Source organism: Rhodoferax sp. TS-BS-61-7, from assembly GCF_002943465.1.
GTDB lineage: Bacteria > Pseudomonadota > Gammaproteobacteria > Burkholderiales > Burkholderiaceae_C > Allorhodoferax.
Map to the genome: position 1 here is coordinate 679,006 of NZ_PTQY01000001.1, position 16,110 is coordinate 695,115.

At 60.6% G+C, this 16,110-nt stretch carries 19 protein-coding genes; 5 read left to right on the plus strand and 14 right to left on the minus strand.

Annotation, left to right across the window (positions count from 1 at the left end):
• Positions 1-199: 199 nt before the first annotated feature.
• Positions 200-781 (minus strand): oligoribonuclease, encoded by a 582-nt coding sequence (gene orn / locus C5F53_RS03190; RefSeq protein WP_105259861.1) that lies wholly within the window; start codon positions 779-781, stop codon positions 200-202.
• 36 nt (positions 782-817) lie between these two features.
• Here orn and C5F53_RS03195 point away from each other — a divergent pair, with 36 nt between their 5' ends.
• The 3 genes from C5F53_RS03195 to rsgA are packed head-to-tail and all read left to right on the plus strand — an operon-like array spanning position 818 to position 3,388.
• Positions 818-2,110 carry a M48 family metallopeptidase gene (locus tag C5F53_RS03195; protein ID WP_105259862.1) on the plus strand — a complete coding sequence of 431 codons (1,293 nt, stop codon included), beginning with the start codon at positions 818-820 and terminating at the stop codon, positions 2,108-2,110.
• Between the two features lies 1 nt (position 2,111).
• Positions 2,112-2,450, plus strand: a complete 339-nt coding sequence (locus C5F53_RS03200; RefSeq protein WP_105259863.1) for a 4a-hydroxytetrahydrobiopterin dehydratase — start codon at positions 2,112-2,114, stop codon at positions 2,448-2,450.
• 8 nt (positions 2,451-2,458) lie between these two features.
• On the plus strand, positions 2,459-3,388 hold the full coding sequence (gene rsgA / locus C5F53_RS03205) for a ribosome small subunit-dependent GTPase A (RefSeq protein WP_236635188.1): 930 nt from the start codon (positions 2,459-2,461) through the stop codon (positions 3,386-3,388).
• Positions 3,389-3,499: 111 nt separating this feature from the next.
• Here the strand turns inward: rsgA and C5F53_RS03210 are convergent, their stop codons facing one another.
• The 6 genes from C5F53_RS03210 to rpsP all read right to left on the minus strand — a co-directional run bounded on the left by C5F53_RS03210 (position 3,500) and on the right by rpsP (position 7,325).
• Positions 3,500-4,420: a cobalamin biosynthesis protein gene (locus tag C5F53_RS03210; RefSeq protein ID WP_105259864.1), complete on the minus strand. Its 921-nt coding sequence runs from the start codon at positions 4,418-4,420 to the stop codon at positions 3,500-3,502.
• 13 nt (positions 4,421-4,433) lie between these two features.
• Positions 4,434-5,111 carry a CoA pyrophosphatase gene (locus C5F53_RS03215; protein ID WP_105259865.1) on the minus strand — a complete coding sequence of 226 codons (678 nt, stop codon included), beginning with the start codon at positions 5,109-5,111 and terminating at the stop codon, positions 4,434-4,436.
• A 99-nt stretch (positions 5,112-5,210) separates the two neighbouring features.
• Positions 5,211-5,582 (minus strand): 50S ribosomal protein L19, encoded by a 372-nt coding sequence (gene rplS / locus C5F53_RS03220; RefSeq protein ID WP_105260385.1) that lies wholly within the window; start codon positions 5,580-5,582, stop codon positions 5,211-5,213.
• A 115-nt stretch (positions 5,583-5,697) separates the two neighbouring features.
• Positions 5,698-6,444: a tRNA (guanosine(37)-N1)-methyltransferase TrmD gene (gene trmD, locus C5F53_RS03225; protein WP_105259866.1), complete on the minus strand. Its 747-nt coding sequence runs from the start codon at positions 6,442-6,444 to the stop codon at positions 5,698-5,700.
• 11 nt (positions 6,445-6,455) lie between these two features.
• The gene (rimM, locus tag C5F53_RS03230) at positions 6,456-7,019 is read right to left on the minus strand and encodes a ribosome maturation factor RimM (protein WP_105259867.1); all 564 of its coding nucleotides are present in this window, start codon (positions 7,017-7,019) and stop codon (positions 6,456-6,458) included.
• A 54-nt stretch (positions 7,020-7,073) separates the two neighbouring features.
• Positions 7,074-7,325 carry a 30S ribosomal protein S16 gene (gene rpsP, locus C5F53_RS03235; RefSeq protein WP_105259868.1) on the minus strand — a complete coding sequence of 84 codons (252 nt, stop codon included), beginning with the start codon at positions 7,323-7,325 and terminating at the stop codon, positions 7,074-7,076.
• Between the two features lie 118 nt (positions 7,326-7,443).
• Between rpsP and C5F53_RS03240 the strand changes: the two genes are divergently transcribed.
• Together C5F53_RS03240 and C5F53_RS03245 are read left to right on the plus strand one after the other, a co-directional pair.
• A complete protein-coding gene (locus C5F53_RS03240; protein ID WP_105259869.1) occupies positions 7,444-7,977 on the plus strand; it encodes a GNAT family N-acetyltransferase in 534 nt (177 codons plus the stop codon).
• Positions 7,974-8,447, plus strand: coding sequence for a hypothetical protein (locus tag C5F53_RS03245; protein WP_105259870.1), 474 nt, complete (start codon positions 7,974-7,976; stop codon positions 8,445-8,447). The genes C5F53_RS03240 and C5F53_RS03245 overlap by 4 nt, the downstream gene beginning before the upstream one ends.
• On the opposite strand, the gene C5F53_RS03250 is transcribed toward C5F53_RS03245, so the two are convergent.
• The 7 genes from C5F53_RS03250 to C5F53_RS03280 form a co-directional block, all read right to left on the minus strand.
• Positions 8,428-9,438 (minus strand): inorganic phosphate transporter, encoded by a 1,011-nt coding sequence (locus C5F53_RS03250; protein WP_105259871.1) that lies wholly within the window; start codon positions 9,436-9,438, stop codon positions 8,428-8,430. The genes C5F53_RS03245 and C5F53_RS03250 overlap by 20 nt on opposite strands.
• Before the next feature lie 19 nt (positions 9,439-9,457).
• Complete coding sequence (locus tag C5F53_RS03255; RefSeq protein WP_105259872.1) at positions 9,458-10,105, minus strand: DUF47 domain-containing protein; 648 nt, start codon at positions 10,103-10,105, stop codon at positions 9,458-9,460.
• Between the two features lie 93 nt (positions 10,106-10,198).
• Positions 10,199-10,567, minus strand: a complete 369-nt coding sequence (locus C5F53_RS03260) for a DMT family protein (protein WP_105259873.1) — start codon at positions 10,565-10,567, stop codon at positions 10,199-10,201.
• An 80-nt stretch (positions 10,568-10,647) separates the two neighbouring features.
• Positions 10,648-13,233, minus strand: coding sequence for a bifunctional aconitate hydratase 2/2-methylisocitrate dehydratase (gene acnB / locus C5F53_RS03265; protein WP_105260386.1), 2,586 nt, complete (start codon positions 13,231-13,233; stop codon positions 10,648-10,650).
• 65 nt (positions 13,234-13,298) lie between these two features.
• A complete protein-coding gene (locus C5F53_RS03270; RefSeq protein WP_201740777.1) occupies positions 13,299-13,874 on the minus strand; it encodes a hypothetical protein in 576 nt (191 codons plus the stop codon).
• Positions 13,875-13,888: 14 nt separating this feature from the next.
• Positions 13,889-14,938 (minus strand): CoA ester lyase, encoded by a 1,050-nt coding sequence (locus C5F53_RS03275; protein WP_105259874.1) that lies wholly within the window; start codon positions 14,936-14,938, stop codon positions 13,889-13,891.
• 12 nt (positions 14,939-14,950) lie between these two features.
• Positions 14,951-15,937 carry a malate dehydrogenase gene (locus tag C5F53_RS03280; RefSeq protein ID WP_105259875.1) on the minus strand — a complete coding sequence of 329 codons (987 nt, stop codon included), beginning with the start codon at positions 15,935-15,937 and terminating at the stop codon, positions 14,951-14,953.
• Between the last annotated feature and the right edge of the window lie 173 nt (positions 15,938-16,110).

The following is a 16,110-nucleotide window of genomic DNA, read 5'->3' on the forward strand; positions in this document are numbered from 1 at the left end:
GCGACTGCTCCGTCAATGGTTAAAAAACATCAACCATCAAACGGAACCTGCTCTGCCCCGCCATGGGGATCTCAGTGCTGGGGGCGTATATCGCTTGGAAAAGCGAGCCCGGTGAATGAAGGGAGATGTACAAAATTCGCTGGCCGCAACATGCGTTACCAGCGAAGCCTGCGATTATGGCACGGATTCGGGTTTCTACCTAATCCAATTTCAAAAAGTGTGTTCGGTAGTGCGCCAACTCGTCGATGGACTCGTGCACATCGGCCAGCGCCGTGTGTTTTTGCTGCTTCTTGAACGACTCGGCCACACCGGGCTTCCAGCGCTTGGCCAGTTCCTTGAGCGTGCTCACGTCCAGGTTGCGGTAGTGGAAGAAGGCCTCCAGCTTGGGCATGTACTTCACCAGAAAGCGGCGGTCTTGGCCAATGCTGTTGCCACACATGGGCGAGCCGTTGGCGGGCACGTATTGGCTCAGGAAGGCAATCAGTGCCGCTTCGGCTTCGGCTTCGGTGGTGGTGGACGCTTTGACCTTGTCGATCAGGCCACTCTTGCCATGGGTGCCCTTGTTCCAGGCGTCCATGGTGTCCAGTTGCGCGTCGGTCTGGTGGATCACAAACACGGGGCCTTCGACCCGATTGCCGAGGTTCGGGTCGGTCACGATGACAGCGATCTCGATGATGCGGTCGGATTCCGGCTCCAGACCGGTCATTTCGCAGTCCAGCCAGACCAAGTTTTTGTCAGATTTAGCCAATACAGGGGTTGTGGGGGTGTTGGATTCAGCCATGCCGCCATTGTCGCCGATGGCCTAAACTCTCGCGCCATGACCGATGCTTCCCCCGTGACCAACTATTCCGTGCTGATGACCGCTGCCTTCGCCCTGGCCTTGGTGGCCAGCGTCATGCTCAAATTCTGGCTCGCCACGCGCCAGATGCGCCACGTGGCCCAACACCGCGATGCCGTGCCCGCCGCCTTCCAGGCCCAGATCAGCCTGGAAGCCCACCACAAGGCGGCCGACTACACCATTGCCCAAGGCCGCCTGGGCCTGCTGGAACTGGTGTTTGGCACGGCCGTGGTGTTGGGCTGGACGCTGTTGGGCGGCCTCTCGTGGCTCAACCAGACGCTGCTGCAGTGGATGGAACCTGGCGTGCTGCAGCAAGTCGCCTTGCTGGCCGCATTCATGCTCATCGGCTCCGTGCTGGACCTGCCGTTCACGCTGTACCGTACCTTTGTGCTGGAGCAGCGCTTTGGCTTCAACAAAACCACGCCCAAACTCTGGCTGCAGGACCTCGTCAAGTCCACGCTGGTGGGGGCCATCATCGGCCTGCCGATTGCCGCCCTGGTGGTCTGGATGATGGGCGCTACCGGTGCCTACTGGTGGGTCTGGACCTGGGGCGTGTGGATGGGTTTCAACCTTCTGATGCTGCTGGTCTACCCCACTTGGATCGCCCCCTTGTTCAACCAGTTCAAACCGTTGGACGACGCGGCGCTCAAAGACCGGGTGTCGGCTCTGATGGCACGCTGCGGTTTCACCTCCAAAGGCTTTTACGTGATGGACGGCAGCAAGCGCAGCGCACACGCCAATGCCTACTTCACCGGCTTTGGCGCCTCCAAACGTGTGGTGTTTTACGACACCCTGCTGGCCCAGTTGAGCCCTGCCGAGGTGGACGCCGTGCTGGCGCATGAGCTGGGGCACTTCAAACACAAACACATCGTCAAACGCATGGTGTCGCTGTTTGGCCTGAGCCTGCTGGGTTTTGCGCTGCTGGGCTGGGTCAGCCAGCAGGTGTGGTTCTTCACCGGCCTGGGCGTGGTGCCCAGCATGACGGGCGCCAACGACGCGTTGGCCCTGCTACTGTTCATGATGGTGCTGCCGCTGTTGGGCAGCTTTGTCGGCCCGGTGTTTGCCCAGTTGTCGCGCAAACACGAGTTCGAGGCCGATGCCTACGCCGTCGCCCACACCAGTGGTGCGGATTTGTCATCGGCCCTGCTCAAGCTCTACAAGGACAATGCCTCCACACTCACGCCCGACCCGGTGTACGTGAAGTTTTATTACTCACACCCGCCCGCCTCCGAGCGCCTGGGCCGCATGCTCTCCACTGCTGCAGGAACCTGATATGACCCTTGATTCAGAACAAAAAGTGCCTCTAGCCCCCGTCCGTACTGCGCTAACAGCTACACAAATCATAGCGAACCTGAGCAAGGTGGAAGGCTGGAAGCTGCATGGCGACGGTGCCGACGTGGCCATCGAGAAGACCTACCGCTTCGACAACTTCCTCAAGACCATGGCGTTTGTGAATGCCGTGGCCTACATCGCGGAACAGCAGGACCACCACCCCGAACTGCTACTCACCTACAGCAGCTGCAGCGTACGTTTCAACACGCACGATGTGCATGGCGTGTCGCGCTCCGACTTTGAATGCGCCGCGCTGGTTGACGCGCTGCAACCCGCCTAGGCCCCGCTTTGGCTGCACCCCAACTGGAACCCGGAATTGTCGTGGCAGGCCACGGCCGCCACGTGTGGGTGGAAACGCCCGATGGCCGCCGCCTGATCTGCCACCCGCGTGGTAAAAAAAGCCAGACTGTTGTCGGCGACCAGGTGTTGTGGCAGGCCACGCAGGACGAGGGCACGATCGAGAAGGTGCTACCGCGCCGCAACCTGTTTTACCGCCAGGACGAGATTCGCACCAAATCCTTTGCCGCCAACCTGGACCAGGTGCTGATCCTGATCGCCGCCGAACCCGAGTTTTCGGAAAGCCAACTGTGCCGCGCGCTGATTGCCGCCGAGGCCGAGAAGATTCGCCCCATCATCGCGCTCAACAAAAGTGATTTGACCGAGCCCTTTGGTCGAGCCTGGGAACGCATGGGCGTGTACCGCGACATGGGCTACCAAGTGGTCCCGCTCGCCCTCAAACCCAAGGCGGAGGACATCACGGCGACCGAACTGGACGCACTGATGCCTTTGATGCAGGGCAAGACAACGCTGGTACTGGGGCCATCCGGCTCGGGCAAAAGCACGCTGATCAACCGGCTGATCCCAAACGCGCAGGTGCTGACCAACGAGATCTCCACCGCGCTGAACTCCGGCAAACACACCACCACCAGCACCAACCTGTATTGGGTGGACGCGGCCCGAACCACGGCCGTGATCGACTCACCGGGGTTTCAGGAGTTTGGCCTCAACCACATTGAACCCATGCACCTGGCCAGCCTGATGCCCGACATCAAGGCCCATGCGCAGGCCTGCAAGTTCTACAACTGCAGCCATTTGCACGAGCCAGGTTGTGGGGTGATAACCAAGGTCCAAGAGGGCGCTGTCCCGCATGGAATCAGCGCGAACCGCTACAAAATTTATAACGACCTGTTCGCCGAACTCTCGCAGACCCGTTACTGAAGTGGCAATTTTCTGCAGGGCCGCCCCAAAGCTCACGTAGTGCGGCGAAGCCAAAATTAGCCCCCTCGGGGGGCCGCGACCCGCGTAGCGGTGGAGCGTGGGGGCGACGTCTCAGCCGATGAGACGCGCCAGCGAGAGCAGCGCCAGAAACACCATCCACATCACCACAGTGCGCCACACTAGGCCCACCACGGCGCGCAAATGGGCCAGCTCTGGCACCATGCCACTGGCGGCAGGGTCGTTCTCACCCAGGCGCACATTCACGGCGCCGGCCGTTGCGGCCAACACCACGCCATCGTTGTCCAACGGGTGTACCGCCTCATGGCGGCGCCAGCTGTCCACTGCCTCCTCAAAACTACCCACGAAGGCAAAACTCAATGCGGTCACGCGTGCGGGCAACCAGTCAATCACTGCCCAGGCCCGCTGGGCCTGGCTGCGCACCGCCTCACTCACGGGCGCGGCCTCGGGCCGTGGTGTGCGCTTGGCAAACACCGCCACATACTCGCTCACCCGGTAAAACACGGCACCGGCCGGCCCCAGGCCCAGCGCGGTGAGCAAGGAGTACCAGGCGAACACCCCAAACACATGGCGGTGGGCGCTGAGCACGGAGTGTTCGATCACATGGCGCACCATCTCGCTGCGTGGCAAGGCACTGGTGTCGATGCGCATCCACTGCGCCAATGCCTCGCGGGCCGCGGCTTCGTCACCCGCATGCAAAGCATCACGCACCAACGTGAAGTGGTGGCTGAACTGGCGAAAACCCAGCGTGGCGTACAGGATGGCCACGTTCCACACCACGGCCAGCGCCCAGCCGAACTGCCACACCAGCAGCCAGTGCACTGCGAGCACTGCCAGGCTGGGGCCGAGGACCGCCAGCGACCAGGACAGCCAGCCATGCTGGGGCTTGCCCGCGTCAAAGTTGCGCATGACCCAACGCACCCAGTTTCGCACCACGTTGTGCACCGGATTGATCTGCGGCAGCGGCTTGGCTTGCTCCAACAAGAGCGCGAGAAGGATGGCGATGAAACTCATGCGGCAATCATAATCAGTGCGCCTGCAGGAAACGGTACAGATTGCGCAGCATGCCCGCCGTCGCACCCCAAATAAAGTGCTCCATCTGCCCATCGTGGTAGGGCATGGACAACCATTCCCGTTCCTGCCCTTCCCACTGCACGCGGTGGCGGCGGTGGTTGGCCGGGTTCATCAGAAACGGCAGCGGCACTTCAAACACCTGGGCCACTTCGTGCGGATTGGCTTCAATCACCATGGCCGCGCTCACCAGCGCCACCACGGGGGTCACCACAAACGCGCTACCCGTGGTGTACGTGGGCATAGACCCCAGCACCTCCACGTGTGCGGCACTCAAACCAATTTCCTCCTGCGCCTCGCGCAGCGCCGTGGCGACCGCATCGGTATCTTCGGGGTCCGCCTTGCCACCAGGAAATGCCACCTGCCCGGAATGGCTGGACAAATGGCTGGTCCGGTGGGTCAGCAGAACAGTCAGTGTGTCGCGCATCACCAAAGGCACCAGCACGGAGGCCTGGGTCGGTGTGCGGTTGGAGAAGGCCGGCTCGGCCCGCAACTCCGGCGACCACACTGGCGGCGCCGCAAAATAGCGGCGCAAGGCAGCAGGCTGTAGTGCCTCGGAAGGCACTGCCGACAGGTGCACGTCACGCCCCACGACGGGCACCGTACGCGGGTCAAACAAGGGCGGGTTGCTCACTGAATACCACTCAAGAGGATGAAATCCGTTCAGACCATGAAAAAAGCCGCCACAGGCAGATGCTGGGGCGGCTTTTTTGCCAAAAAACAGTGCGTTGGATTACGCGGCTGTTTTCTTCGCTGGCAGCTTTTCCTTGATACGGGCCGACTTGCCGCTGCGGTCACGCAGGTAGTACAGCTTGGCACGGCGCACGTCACCGCGGCGCTTGACTTCGATGCTGGCGATCAGGGGGCTGTAGGTCTGGAATGTACGTTCCACGCCTTCGCCGCTGGAGATCTTGCGCACGATGAAGCCGCTGTTCAGGCCGCGATTGCGCTTGGCAATCACCACACCTTCGTAAGCCTGCACGCGCTTGCGGGTGCCTTCAACGACGTTCACGCTCACCACCACGGTGTCACCGGGGGCGAATTCAGGGATGGTTTTACCCAGGCGAGCAATTTCTTCTTGCTCAAGAGTTTGGATCAGGTTCATGATTTCCTTCGTGATCTTGCAAGCGCCGGCACCGGAATTGGTACCAACCACAGACTTCCCAAAGAAGCGTGGCCTGGCCGAGCAGAGGATCGGTTAGCCCGCCATTATAACAAGCTCATGGCTTCTCGGCCAAATACTGTTCGTCGCGCTTGTCCAAAAGCCCTTGCTGGCGCGCGGTCTCCAGCAAATCGGGGCGGTGTTGCGCGGTCAATGCCAGGCGCTGCTGACGGCGCCAACGCTCGATCTGCTCATGGTGGCCGGACATCAGCACGGCAGGCACAGGTTGCTCGGCCCAGGTATCGGGCCGGGTGTAATGCGGACAGTCCAGCAGACCGTCCAATGCGGGGTTAAAGCTGTCCTGGTGGTGGCTGTCGGCATCACTCAGCACACCGGGCTGCAGGCGTGCAATGGCGTCCAGCATGGCCATCGCAGCGATCTCACCACCCGACAGCACAAAGTCGCCCAAGCTGATTTGCCCATCGACATAACGGTCGATAAAACGCTGATCAATACCCTCGTAGCGGCCACAGACCAAGATGGCGCCCTCACTGGCCGACCAGCGCTCCACGGCTGCGTGGCTCAGGGTTTGGCCAATCGGGGAGAACAACAAGACAGGCGCCTGGTCCTTGCGGCTGGCGCGTATCGCCAGCAACGCTTTTTCCAGTGGTTCGGCCATCATCACCATGCCTGGGCCGCCGCCGAAGGGGCGATCGTCTACGCGGCGGTAGTTGCCGCTGGCAAAGTCTCGGGGGTTGGTGAGCTCGACCTGCACCTGCCCGGTTTCGTAAGCACGGCGCGTGATGCCGACCTTGAGAAAAGGATCAAACAGCTCAGGAAACAGCGTGATGACGTCAAAGCGCATGCACACGCCGCTCAGTAGTCAGCGAGCCAGTCCACACGGATGTTTTTGGCGGCAATGTCCACCGCATCCACATACGCCGAGACAAACGGAATCATGCGTTCCTGCACCTTGCCATCCACCACATACTCAATCACCAAAACAGTTTGTGGCCCTGTGGACAGGAGTTCACGCACTGTGCCTAGCGCCTCGTCCTGGCGGTTGGTAACCTGCAGTCCGATGAGGTCGACCCAGTAGTACTCGTCATCCGCAGCAGCAGGAAAACTAGAACGGGAAATAAAAATACGCGCGCCCCGCAAGGCTTCTGCAGCGTTGCGGTCCAATACGCCTTCGGCACAGGCCACGACGGAGTCGGAATGCGTTTTCGCTTCTTTGACAGACAGCGACGCTGTACCCACAAAGGTTTTGACACCTTTTTCGGTAGGCAGAAGAAACCATCGCTTGGAAGAAAACAGTGCTTCCGGGTCGGCACTGTAGGGGAGGACTCTGAACCAGCCCTTGATGCCCCAGGCATCCGCGATGCGGCCGACCTCTATGGCGTCCGCTGGCAATTCAGCAGCGTCAAGACCGGGCAACATGGTATGCAGAAAATGCTGGAACCCGCGGACTGACCACGCGTTCCAGCTTCACCATTAAGCAGCTTTTTTAGCGGCTTGGTTGATCAGGCGTTCCACGGTAGGAGACGCTTGGGCGCCAACGCCTTGCCAGTAAGTCAGGCGATCCTGCGCAATGCGGATGCTTTCTTCGCTGGCGGTAGCGATGGGGTTGTAAAACCCGATACGCTCGATGAAGCGGCCGTCACGACGGGTGCGCTTGTCAGCCACAACAATATTGAAAAACGGGCGAGCTTTTGCACCGCCACGGGCGAGTCGAATGACGACCATGATTTATCCTTTGGGTGACTGACATAAATCAGCCATTTAATTCGGAGTTGAGACACGCAACTGACCACCCGGCCAGTGACACTCTGAATAGCTCTCCATTATAACGTTTTCCATCTTCATGACAAAAATTCGCCCCAGCACCGATGCCGACGTCGGCGCCATGACCGCCATTTATGCCCACCACGTGCTCCACGGCACCGGGACTTTCGAGATCACGCCCCCCACGGAAACCGACATGGCGGCGCGGCGCGCAGATGTGTTGTCCAAGGGACTCCCCTACCTGGTACTAGAGGATGACACGGGCGTCCTCGGATTTGCCTACTGCAACTGGTTCAAGCCCCGCCCGGCCTACCGTTTCTCGGCTGAAGACTCGATTTACCTGGCACCCGCAGCCGCAGGCCGAGGCCTGGGTCGCCTGCTGCTGCAGGAGCTGATGGCGCAAGCCGAACGTGCCGGGGTGCGCAAACTGATCGCGGTGATTGGAGACTCCGCCAACCAAGGGTCCATCGGCGTGCACCGCAGCTGTGGCTTCCAGTCGGTGGGTGTGCTGTCCTCGTGTGGCTGGAAGTTTGACCGCTGGCTGGATGTGGTGCTGATGGAGCGTTTTATTGGTGCCGGCAACAGCACCCCCGCAGCGGATACCGCCGCATGAAGAGCAAAACCATTGCGGTCTGGCTCACCCTGCTACTGGGCTCTCTAGGGCTGCACCGCCGCTACCTCTTGGGACGCTTTGACGCCCTTGGCCTGCTGCTGCCCCTACCAACCCTGCTGGGCTGGTATGGCGTGCTGCGTGCCCGCGCACTTGGGGTGGACGACCCATGGAGCTGGGTGCTGATGCCTTTGTTGGGTTTTACGCTGGCCGGGTGTGCGCTCACGGCCATCGTCTACGGGCTGATGTCCACCGAGCACTGGAACCGGAAGTTCAACCCCCAGGCTCCCGAAGACGCCGCCGAGGGCACCAGCAACTGGGTCACCATCATCGGCTTGGGCCTGGCCCTGATGTTGGGAACCACGGTGCTGATGGCCAGCCTGGCCTTCAGCATCCAGCACTACTTTGAGTACCAGATGGAACAGGCCAGCAGCCTGTCCCAAGGCACTGCGCTTAAAAAATCTGCAGACTGACCCAGTACGCAATGGCAGCCACAAAAGCTGCCGCAGGAATGGTCAACACCCAGGCCCATACGATGTTGCCCGCCACGCCCCAGCGCACGGCGCTGGCGCGCTGGGTGGAGCCCACACCCACAATGGCACCGGTGATGGTGTGTGTGGTCGACACGGGAACCCCCAATGCGGTTGCCAAAAACAGGGTCATGGCACCACCGGTTTCGGCGCAAAACCCACCGACGGGCTTGAGCTTGGTGATCTTCTGGCCCATGGTCTTCACAATGCGCCAACCACCAAACATGGTGCCAGCACCAATCGCCGCATAACAGGACACGATGGTCCAGGTGGGCGGCGCGGTATCGGATGCCGCCACATAACCGGTGGCAATCAACATCATCCAGATGATGCCAATGGTTTTTTGTGCGTCATTGCCACCATGGCCCAGGCTATAAGCCCCAGCAGACACTAGTTGCAGGCGACGGAACCATTTGTCCACCCGGGACGGCCGCGACCGGCGGAACACCCACGCCACGATCACCATCATGACCGAGCCCAGGGTAAAGCCCAGCAAAGGTGACACAAAAATGAAGGCAACCGTCTTGATGATGCCGCTGGACACCAGGGCCCCTGCGCCTGCCTTGGCAATAACGGCCCCCACAATACCGCCAATCAGGGCGTGTGAAGAACTGCTGGGAATGCCGTAGTACCAGGTAATCACGTTCCAGGTAATGGCCCCCACCAGCGCGCCAAACACCACATGGGTATCCACCACACCGGGCTGCACAATGCCCTTGCCCACGGTGGCCGCCACACTGAGGTGAAAGACAAAGATGGCAACGAAGTTGAAAAATGCCGCGAACAAAACCGCCTGCCCCGGCTTGAGCACGCCCGTGGAGACGACCGTGGCAATGGAGTTGGCGGCATCATGAAAGCCGTTCATGAAGTCAAACAGCAGTGCCAACACCACCAGCAACATTACGACCCACAGGGCTGCCTGTACGTTTTCCATAATGATTCCAGCCGCGAGATCAGGAGTTCTCGAGGATGATGCCCTCGATCACATTGGCCACGTCTTCACACTTGTCAGTGATGGTTTCCAGCAATTCATAAATTGCCTTGAGCTTGATCACCTCCCGCACATCCGGCTCCTCGCGGAACAGCTTGCTCATGGCGGTGCGCATCACGCGATCGGCGTCGGACTCCAGCTTGTCAATTTCCTCGCAGGTTTTCAACGCTGCTTCGGCTGTGTGGGGGTCTGCAATATGGCCCAGCAGCTTGACGGCGTCGCGCAGGCGCTCGCAGCACTTCACGCTCAGGTCGGTCAGGCGGGTAATTTCTTCTGTCATGTGGCGCACGTCGTACAGCGCCATGGTCTCTGCCGAGTCCTGGATCAAATCGGCCACGTCGTCCATGGTGTTGATCAGGGAGTGGATCTGCTCGCGGTCAATCGGCGTGATGAAGGTGATGTGGATCGCCTTGTTGCACTCATGGGTCACGCGGTCGGCGGCACGTTCCGCATCGTCCACTTCCTGGTTGTACTTGGCGCGCAAATCCAGGTCGTTGTAATTGGCGACCAGCTTGGAAAACGCGTGCGCCGCTTCTACGATGCGGTCTGCATGCTGGTTGAACATTTCAAAAAAATTGCCTTCACGCGGCAACAACTTTCCAAACAGCATCGCTGGCTCCTAACGAATGAATATGTCGGTTTTGTGACTAAATCCGGGCTGCGCGGAGTGTAACCGCCCCTCACCCGGGGGCATTTGAGGCCTTCAGGGGGTCCGAAAAATAAAGTACACCGCTCCCACCATACATAGGCCCGCCCACACAAAGTCCATTTTGAAGGGCTGTTTCAGGTACACCATGGCAAACGGCAGGAACACCAGCAGCGTGATCACCTCCTGCATGATCTTGAGCTGCGCCACCGAAAACCCGGCTTGCTGAAAACCGATGCGATTGGCCGGCACCTGCAACAAATACTCAAACAGCGCGATCCCCCAACTCACCAGCGCCGCGGTGTACCAGGGCACCGTCGCCAGACTCTTCAGGTGGCCGTACCAGGCGAAAGTCATGAACACATTGCTGGCAACCAACAGCAGAATGGTTTGCCACGAAAGGGGGATGGAAGAAAGAAAACTCATGGCCCCAATTATCCCGCGCCCATGTAAAAAGCCCCGCAGCGTGCGCCGCGGGGCTTTTGTTTCTTCCTGCCGTGGGGTGCTTACGCGCTCACGGTCGCAGCAGACTCGGTGTAGTCCTCAATCTTGTCAAAGTTCAGGTACTGGTACACCTTGTCGCTGGCAGCGGTCAACACGCCCATGTCGGCCAGGTACTCTTCCTTGGTCGGAATACGACCCAGCTTGGAGCAGATGGCAGCCAGTTCGGCAGAACCCAGGTACACATTGCTGTTTTTGCCCAGGCGGTTGGGGAAGTTGCGGGTAGACGTGGAGAACACGGTTGCGCCCTCCTTCACCTGCGCTTGGTTGCCCATGCACAGGCTGCAACCCGGCATTTCCATGCGTGCACCGGCGCTGCCCAGCACACCGTAGTGGCCTTCGTCGCTCAGTTGTTTGGCGTCCATCTTGGTCGGTGGGGCCACCCACAGCTTGACCGGGATGTCGCGCTTGTTTTCCAGCAGCTTGGAAGCCGCGCGGAAGTGGCCAATGTTGGTCATGCAGGATCCAATGAACACCTCGTCGATCTTGGCACCCGCCACGTCGGCCAATGTCTTCACATCGTCCGGGTCGTTGGGGCAGGCCACGATAGGTTCATGGATGTCGGCCAGGTCGATTTCGATGACGGCAGCGTAGTCCGCATCAGCGTCACCCTTGAGCAACTCGGGGTTCTTCAACCAAGCTTCTTGCGCGGCAATACGGCGGGCCAGCGTGCGGGCATCGGCATAACCATTGGCAATCATCCACTTCATCATGGTGATGTTGCTGTTGACGTACTCGATGATCGGCTCCTTGTTCAGGTGCACGGTGCAACCGGCAGCAGAACGCTCGGCGGACGCGTCGGACAACTCAAACGCCTGTTCCACCTTCAAGTCTGGCAGACCTTCAATTTCGAGAATGCGACCCGAGAAGATGTTCTTCTTGCCCTTTTTTTCGACGGTCAACAGACCAGCTTTGATGGCGTACAAGGGGATCGCGTTGACCAAGTCACGCAAGGTCACGCCGTTTTGCATCTTGCCCTTGAAACGCACCAAGACAGACTCAGGCATGTCCAAAGGCATCACACCCGTGGCCGCTGCAAACGCCACCAAACCGGAGCCGGCGGGGAAGCTGATACCGATGGGGAAACGGGTGTGGCTGTCACCGCCGGTGCCCACGGTGTCGGGCAACAGCAAACGGTTCAACCAGCTGTGGATCACACCGTCACCAGGACGCAGCGAAATACCACCGCGGGTGCTGATGAAGTCAGGCAACTCGTGGTGCATCTTCACGTCCACGGGCTTGGGGTAAGCGGCGGTGTGGCAGAAGGACTGCATCACCAGGTCGGCGCTGAAGCCCAGGCAGGCCAGGTCTTTCAGCTCGTCGCGGGTCATGGGGCCGGTGGTGTCTTGCGAACCAACCGAGGTCATCTTGGGTTCGCAGTAAGTGCCGGGGCGCACGCCCTGGCCTTCGGGCAGACCACAGGCGCGGCCCACCATCTTCTGTGCCAGGCTGAAACCCTTGTGGGTGTCTTCGGGGTTGGTGGGCAAACGGAACAAGGTGGAAGGCGCCAAGCCCAAGGCTTCGCGTGCCTTGGCCGTCAGGCCACGGCCAATGATCAAGGGGATACGGCCACCGGCACGCACTTCGTCAAACAGCACGTCGCTCTTGACGGTGAACTCGGCAATCACCTGGCCATCCTTCAGCGCTTTCCCGGCGTAAGGCAGCAGCTCGACCACGTCACCCATGTTCATCTGGTTCACATCCAGCTCGATCGGCAAAGCGCCAGCATCTTCCATGGTGTTGTAGAAAATAGGAGCGATCTTGGTGCCCAGGCACACGCCACCAAAACGCTTGTTCGGCACGTAAGGAATGTCTTCGCCAGTGAACCACAGCACGCTATTGGTGGCGGACTTGCGGCTGGAGCCGGTACCGACCACGTCGCCCACATAGGCCACCAGATTGCCACGCGCGCGCAGGTCTTCGATGAACTTGACCGGGCCACGTTTGCCATCTTCTTCCGGCGTGATGCCGTCACGCTTGTTCTTCAGCATGGCCAAGGCGTGCAGCGGGATGTCGGGGCGGCTCCAGGCGTCGGGCGCGGGGGACAGGTCGTCGGTGTTGGTTTCGCCGGTCACCTTGAGGATGGTGACGGTGATGGACTGGGGCACTTCAGGGCGGCTGGTGAACCACTCGGCATCGGCCCAGCTTTGCAACACGGCTTTGGCAAACGTATTGCCCTTGTCAGCCTTTTCCTTGACGTCGTGGAACTGGTCAAACATCAGCAGGGTTTTCTTCAGGCCTTCGGCGGCCTCGGCAGCCACGGCCGCGTCGTCCAGCAGGTCCACCATGGGGCTGATGTTGTAGCCGCCCAGCATGGTGCCCAGCAGCTCGGTGGCGCGGGCGCGAGAGATCAGTGCACAGGTTTCGGTGCCGTGGGCCACAGCGGCCAGGTAGCTGGCCTTGACCTTGGCGGCATCGTCCACACCGGCGGGCACGCGGTGGGTGATCAGGTCCACCAGAAAGGCTTCTTCGCCCGCGGGAGGGGCTTTGAGCAGCTCGATCAGTTCGCCGGTCTGCTTGGCAGACAGGGGCAACGGGGGGATGCCCAGCGCGGCGCGTTCGGCCACATGGTCACGGTAGGCTTTTAACATCATCTTCTCCTTCAGTAACAATAAAATGTCGCGCAAACCCTTATGGAATATGCGCAAGCAGCTATCTAATTAGTAGCAGTCCGGACCACACCAGCCTGTGGCTCGGCAGGGTCCGCAACGGCGGCGGGGGGCATCGGCAAAGGTTCAAGCAAATTGGGTGCCGGTGAACGCGCCATGGCATCGGCCACCACCACCTGCTCGGCATTCATGCAGGCGTCGGCCAGGCGGCGCCCCTGCTTTTGGTCCATCAGCATCGATTTATTGGCCAGCTGCAGCCACACGGCGCCGCTGGCAGCGTCTTCCAGGCGGATGGCGCCCGTGCTCGTCAACACCGGCACCATGTGGAAGGTGTGCCGGCCATGCTCCAGCACAAAGCGGCCTGGCACTGTCTGGTGGGCGGTCACAGCAACGTGTGCGCCCAACTCACAAGGCACCTTGCCCAGCACCACCCGCTGGGCCACGGCCAAATGTTCCTCCGACAGGGCGAGCGGTTGCTCTACTGGCGGGGTGGCAACCATTGGCTGTTTAGCGGGTTTGGCTTTCACCAGCGGCTTGCTGCGCGCTTTCGGGGGCTCGCCCGCTTGCACGCTGGCCCAACACAAACCTAGCGCTAGCAGACCTGCGACCAGTGGCTTCAACATGGTGGACTCCAACATCAATGCACCACGGGCAAAAAGTAAGAAAGCACGTCATCGGGCAACACACGCCCAGTTTGGTGCGCACGTTCCAGCACCTGCCAGAAATAGCGGTAGCTGGCCCGGTCGTGCAGCTTGCCGTCCACCGAAATCGGAGCCCACTCGGCACGCTGGGCTTGCTGAACGATGTGCGCGGCCAAGGCCACCTCTTCCGCATCGGGCGCCATGGCCTCCACGATGGGGCGAATCTGGTCTGGGTGAATGCTCCACATGCGGGTGTAACCCAGCGCACGCGACGCGCTACGCGCCGCACGCTGCAGGGCCGCCACATCCTTGAACTCGGTCACCACACAGTGCGAGGGCACCTTGCCATGGGCGTGGCAGGCGCTGGCAATGTCCAGCTTGGCGCGCAGCACCAGCGGGTGGTGAAACTGGTCCAGCGTGTCGCTGTCGTCCGAGCGCCGCACGCCCATGGCCGACGACGGAATGGCACCACCATGGCTGGAAACAAAGTCCATCAATCCAAAGCTGATGGACTGCACGCGCGGGTGGGCCGCAATCTCAAACGCCCGGTGCACGGCGGCGGATGATTCGATCAGCACATGCAAGGGCAAGGGCGCAACACCTAGTGCGGTGGCCGCATCCATGGCCGCCACGGCACGCTCCACATCCCACAGCGTTTCCACCTTGGGCACCATGAGGTAACTCAGCGCGGCACCGGCCAAGCCCACCACGGTTTGCACATCCGCCGCAAATTCCGCGTGGTCCACGGCATGCACACGCACACCGATGCGGCGGCGCAGGCCTTTTGCTATCAAATTAGGAGCTGTTTGCGCAGCATTGGCGAGGGCTACAACCATATTTGCATGGTCATCTTCGCCCCCCACAGGAGCGCCATCCTCGCAGTCCAGGGTCACGTCAAAAACGCAGGCCCCAAACTCTTCGGTCATCTCGGCCTGCAGTTGCAGGCTTTTGACCATCCGCGCTTCCACGCCGCTGTAGTGGTCGCAGACAGGTAACAAACCTGCTGCGCCCTGGGCGCCTAGAAGAATTTCCCGCGGATGGGCCACAGCAGCAGCCGTTTACAGCAGGTGGGCGACGCCAGCCTGCTCGTCTTGCAGTTCTTTCAGCGTGATGTTGATGCGCTCTTGCGAGAACGCGTCGACTTCCAGGCCTTCCACCAGCTTGTATTCGCCGCCTTCGCAGGTCACGGCAAAACCGAACATGGTGTCCTTGGGGATGCCGTACTGGCCGTCCGAAGGAATGCCCATGGTGACCCACTTGCCATTGGTTCCCAGGGCCCAGTCGCGCATGTGGTCAACGGCTGCGTTGGCAGCAGACGCTGCGGACGACACGCCACGGGCCGCGATGATGGCCGCACCACGCTTGCCCACGGTGGGCAAGAAGGTGTTGGCATTCCATTCCTGGTCATTGATCATCGCCTTGACGCTTTCGCCGTTGATAGTGGCAAAGCGGTAGTCGGCGTACATGGTGGGCGAGTGGTTGCCCCACACGGTCATTTTTTCGATGTCAGCCACGGCCTTGCCGGTCTTGGCGGCGATCTGGCTCAGTGCACGGTTGTGGTCCAGGCGCAGCATGGCGGTGAAGTTCTTGCGTGGCAGGTCCGGCGCGCTCTTCATGGCGATGTAGGCGTTGGTGTTGGCGGGGTTGCCCACCACCAGCACCTTCACATTGCGGCTGGCCGCGGCGTTCAGGGCCTTGCCTTGTGCGGTGAAGATTTCGGCATTGACGGCCAACAGCTCGGCGCGTTCCATGCCAGGGCCACGGGGGCGCGAACCGATCAGCAGTGCGTAGTCCACATCCTTGAATGCGGCCAGCGGGTCGCTGTGCGCTTCGATGCCCACCAGCAAGGGGAATGCGCAGTCTTGCAGCTCCATGATCACGCCTTGCAGGGCTTGCTGGGCTTTTTCCACGGGAACTTCCAGCAGGCTCAGGATGACGGGCTGGTCTTTGCCCAGCATTTCGCCAGAGGCGATGCGGAACAGAATGGCGTATCCAATTTGGCCTGCTGCGCCGGTAACGGCAACGCGGACGGGTTTCTTGCTCATGGTAAAACTCCAGGAAGTGTTATGAAAACGGCGTGGGACCAGCGCATTTTGCAATCCGTGTTGCGCTGCAGAATGCGCAGGAGTTTACTCCCGATTTCTGCGCTGCGTCAATTTGTCTTATGTCTTATATAAGATATGATTGGGGTTAATTTCGAGACTGACTTGTAGCTGAC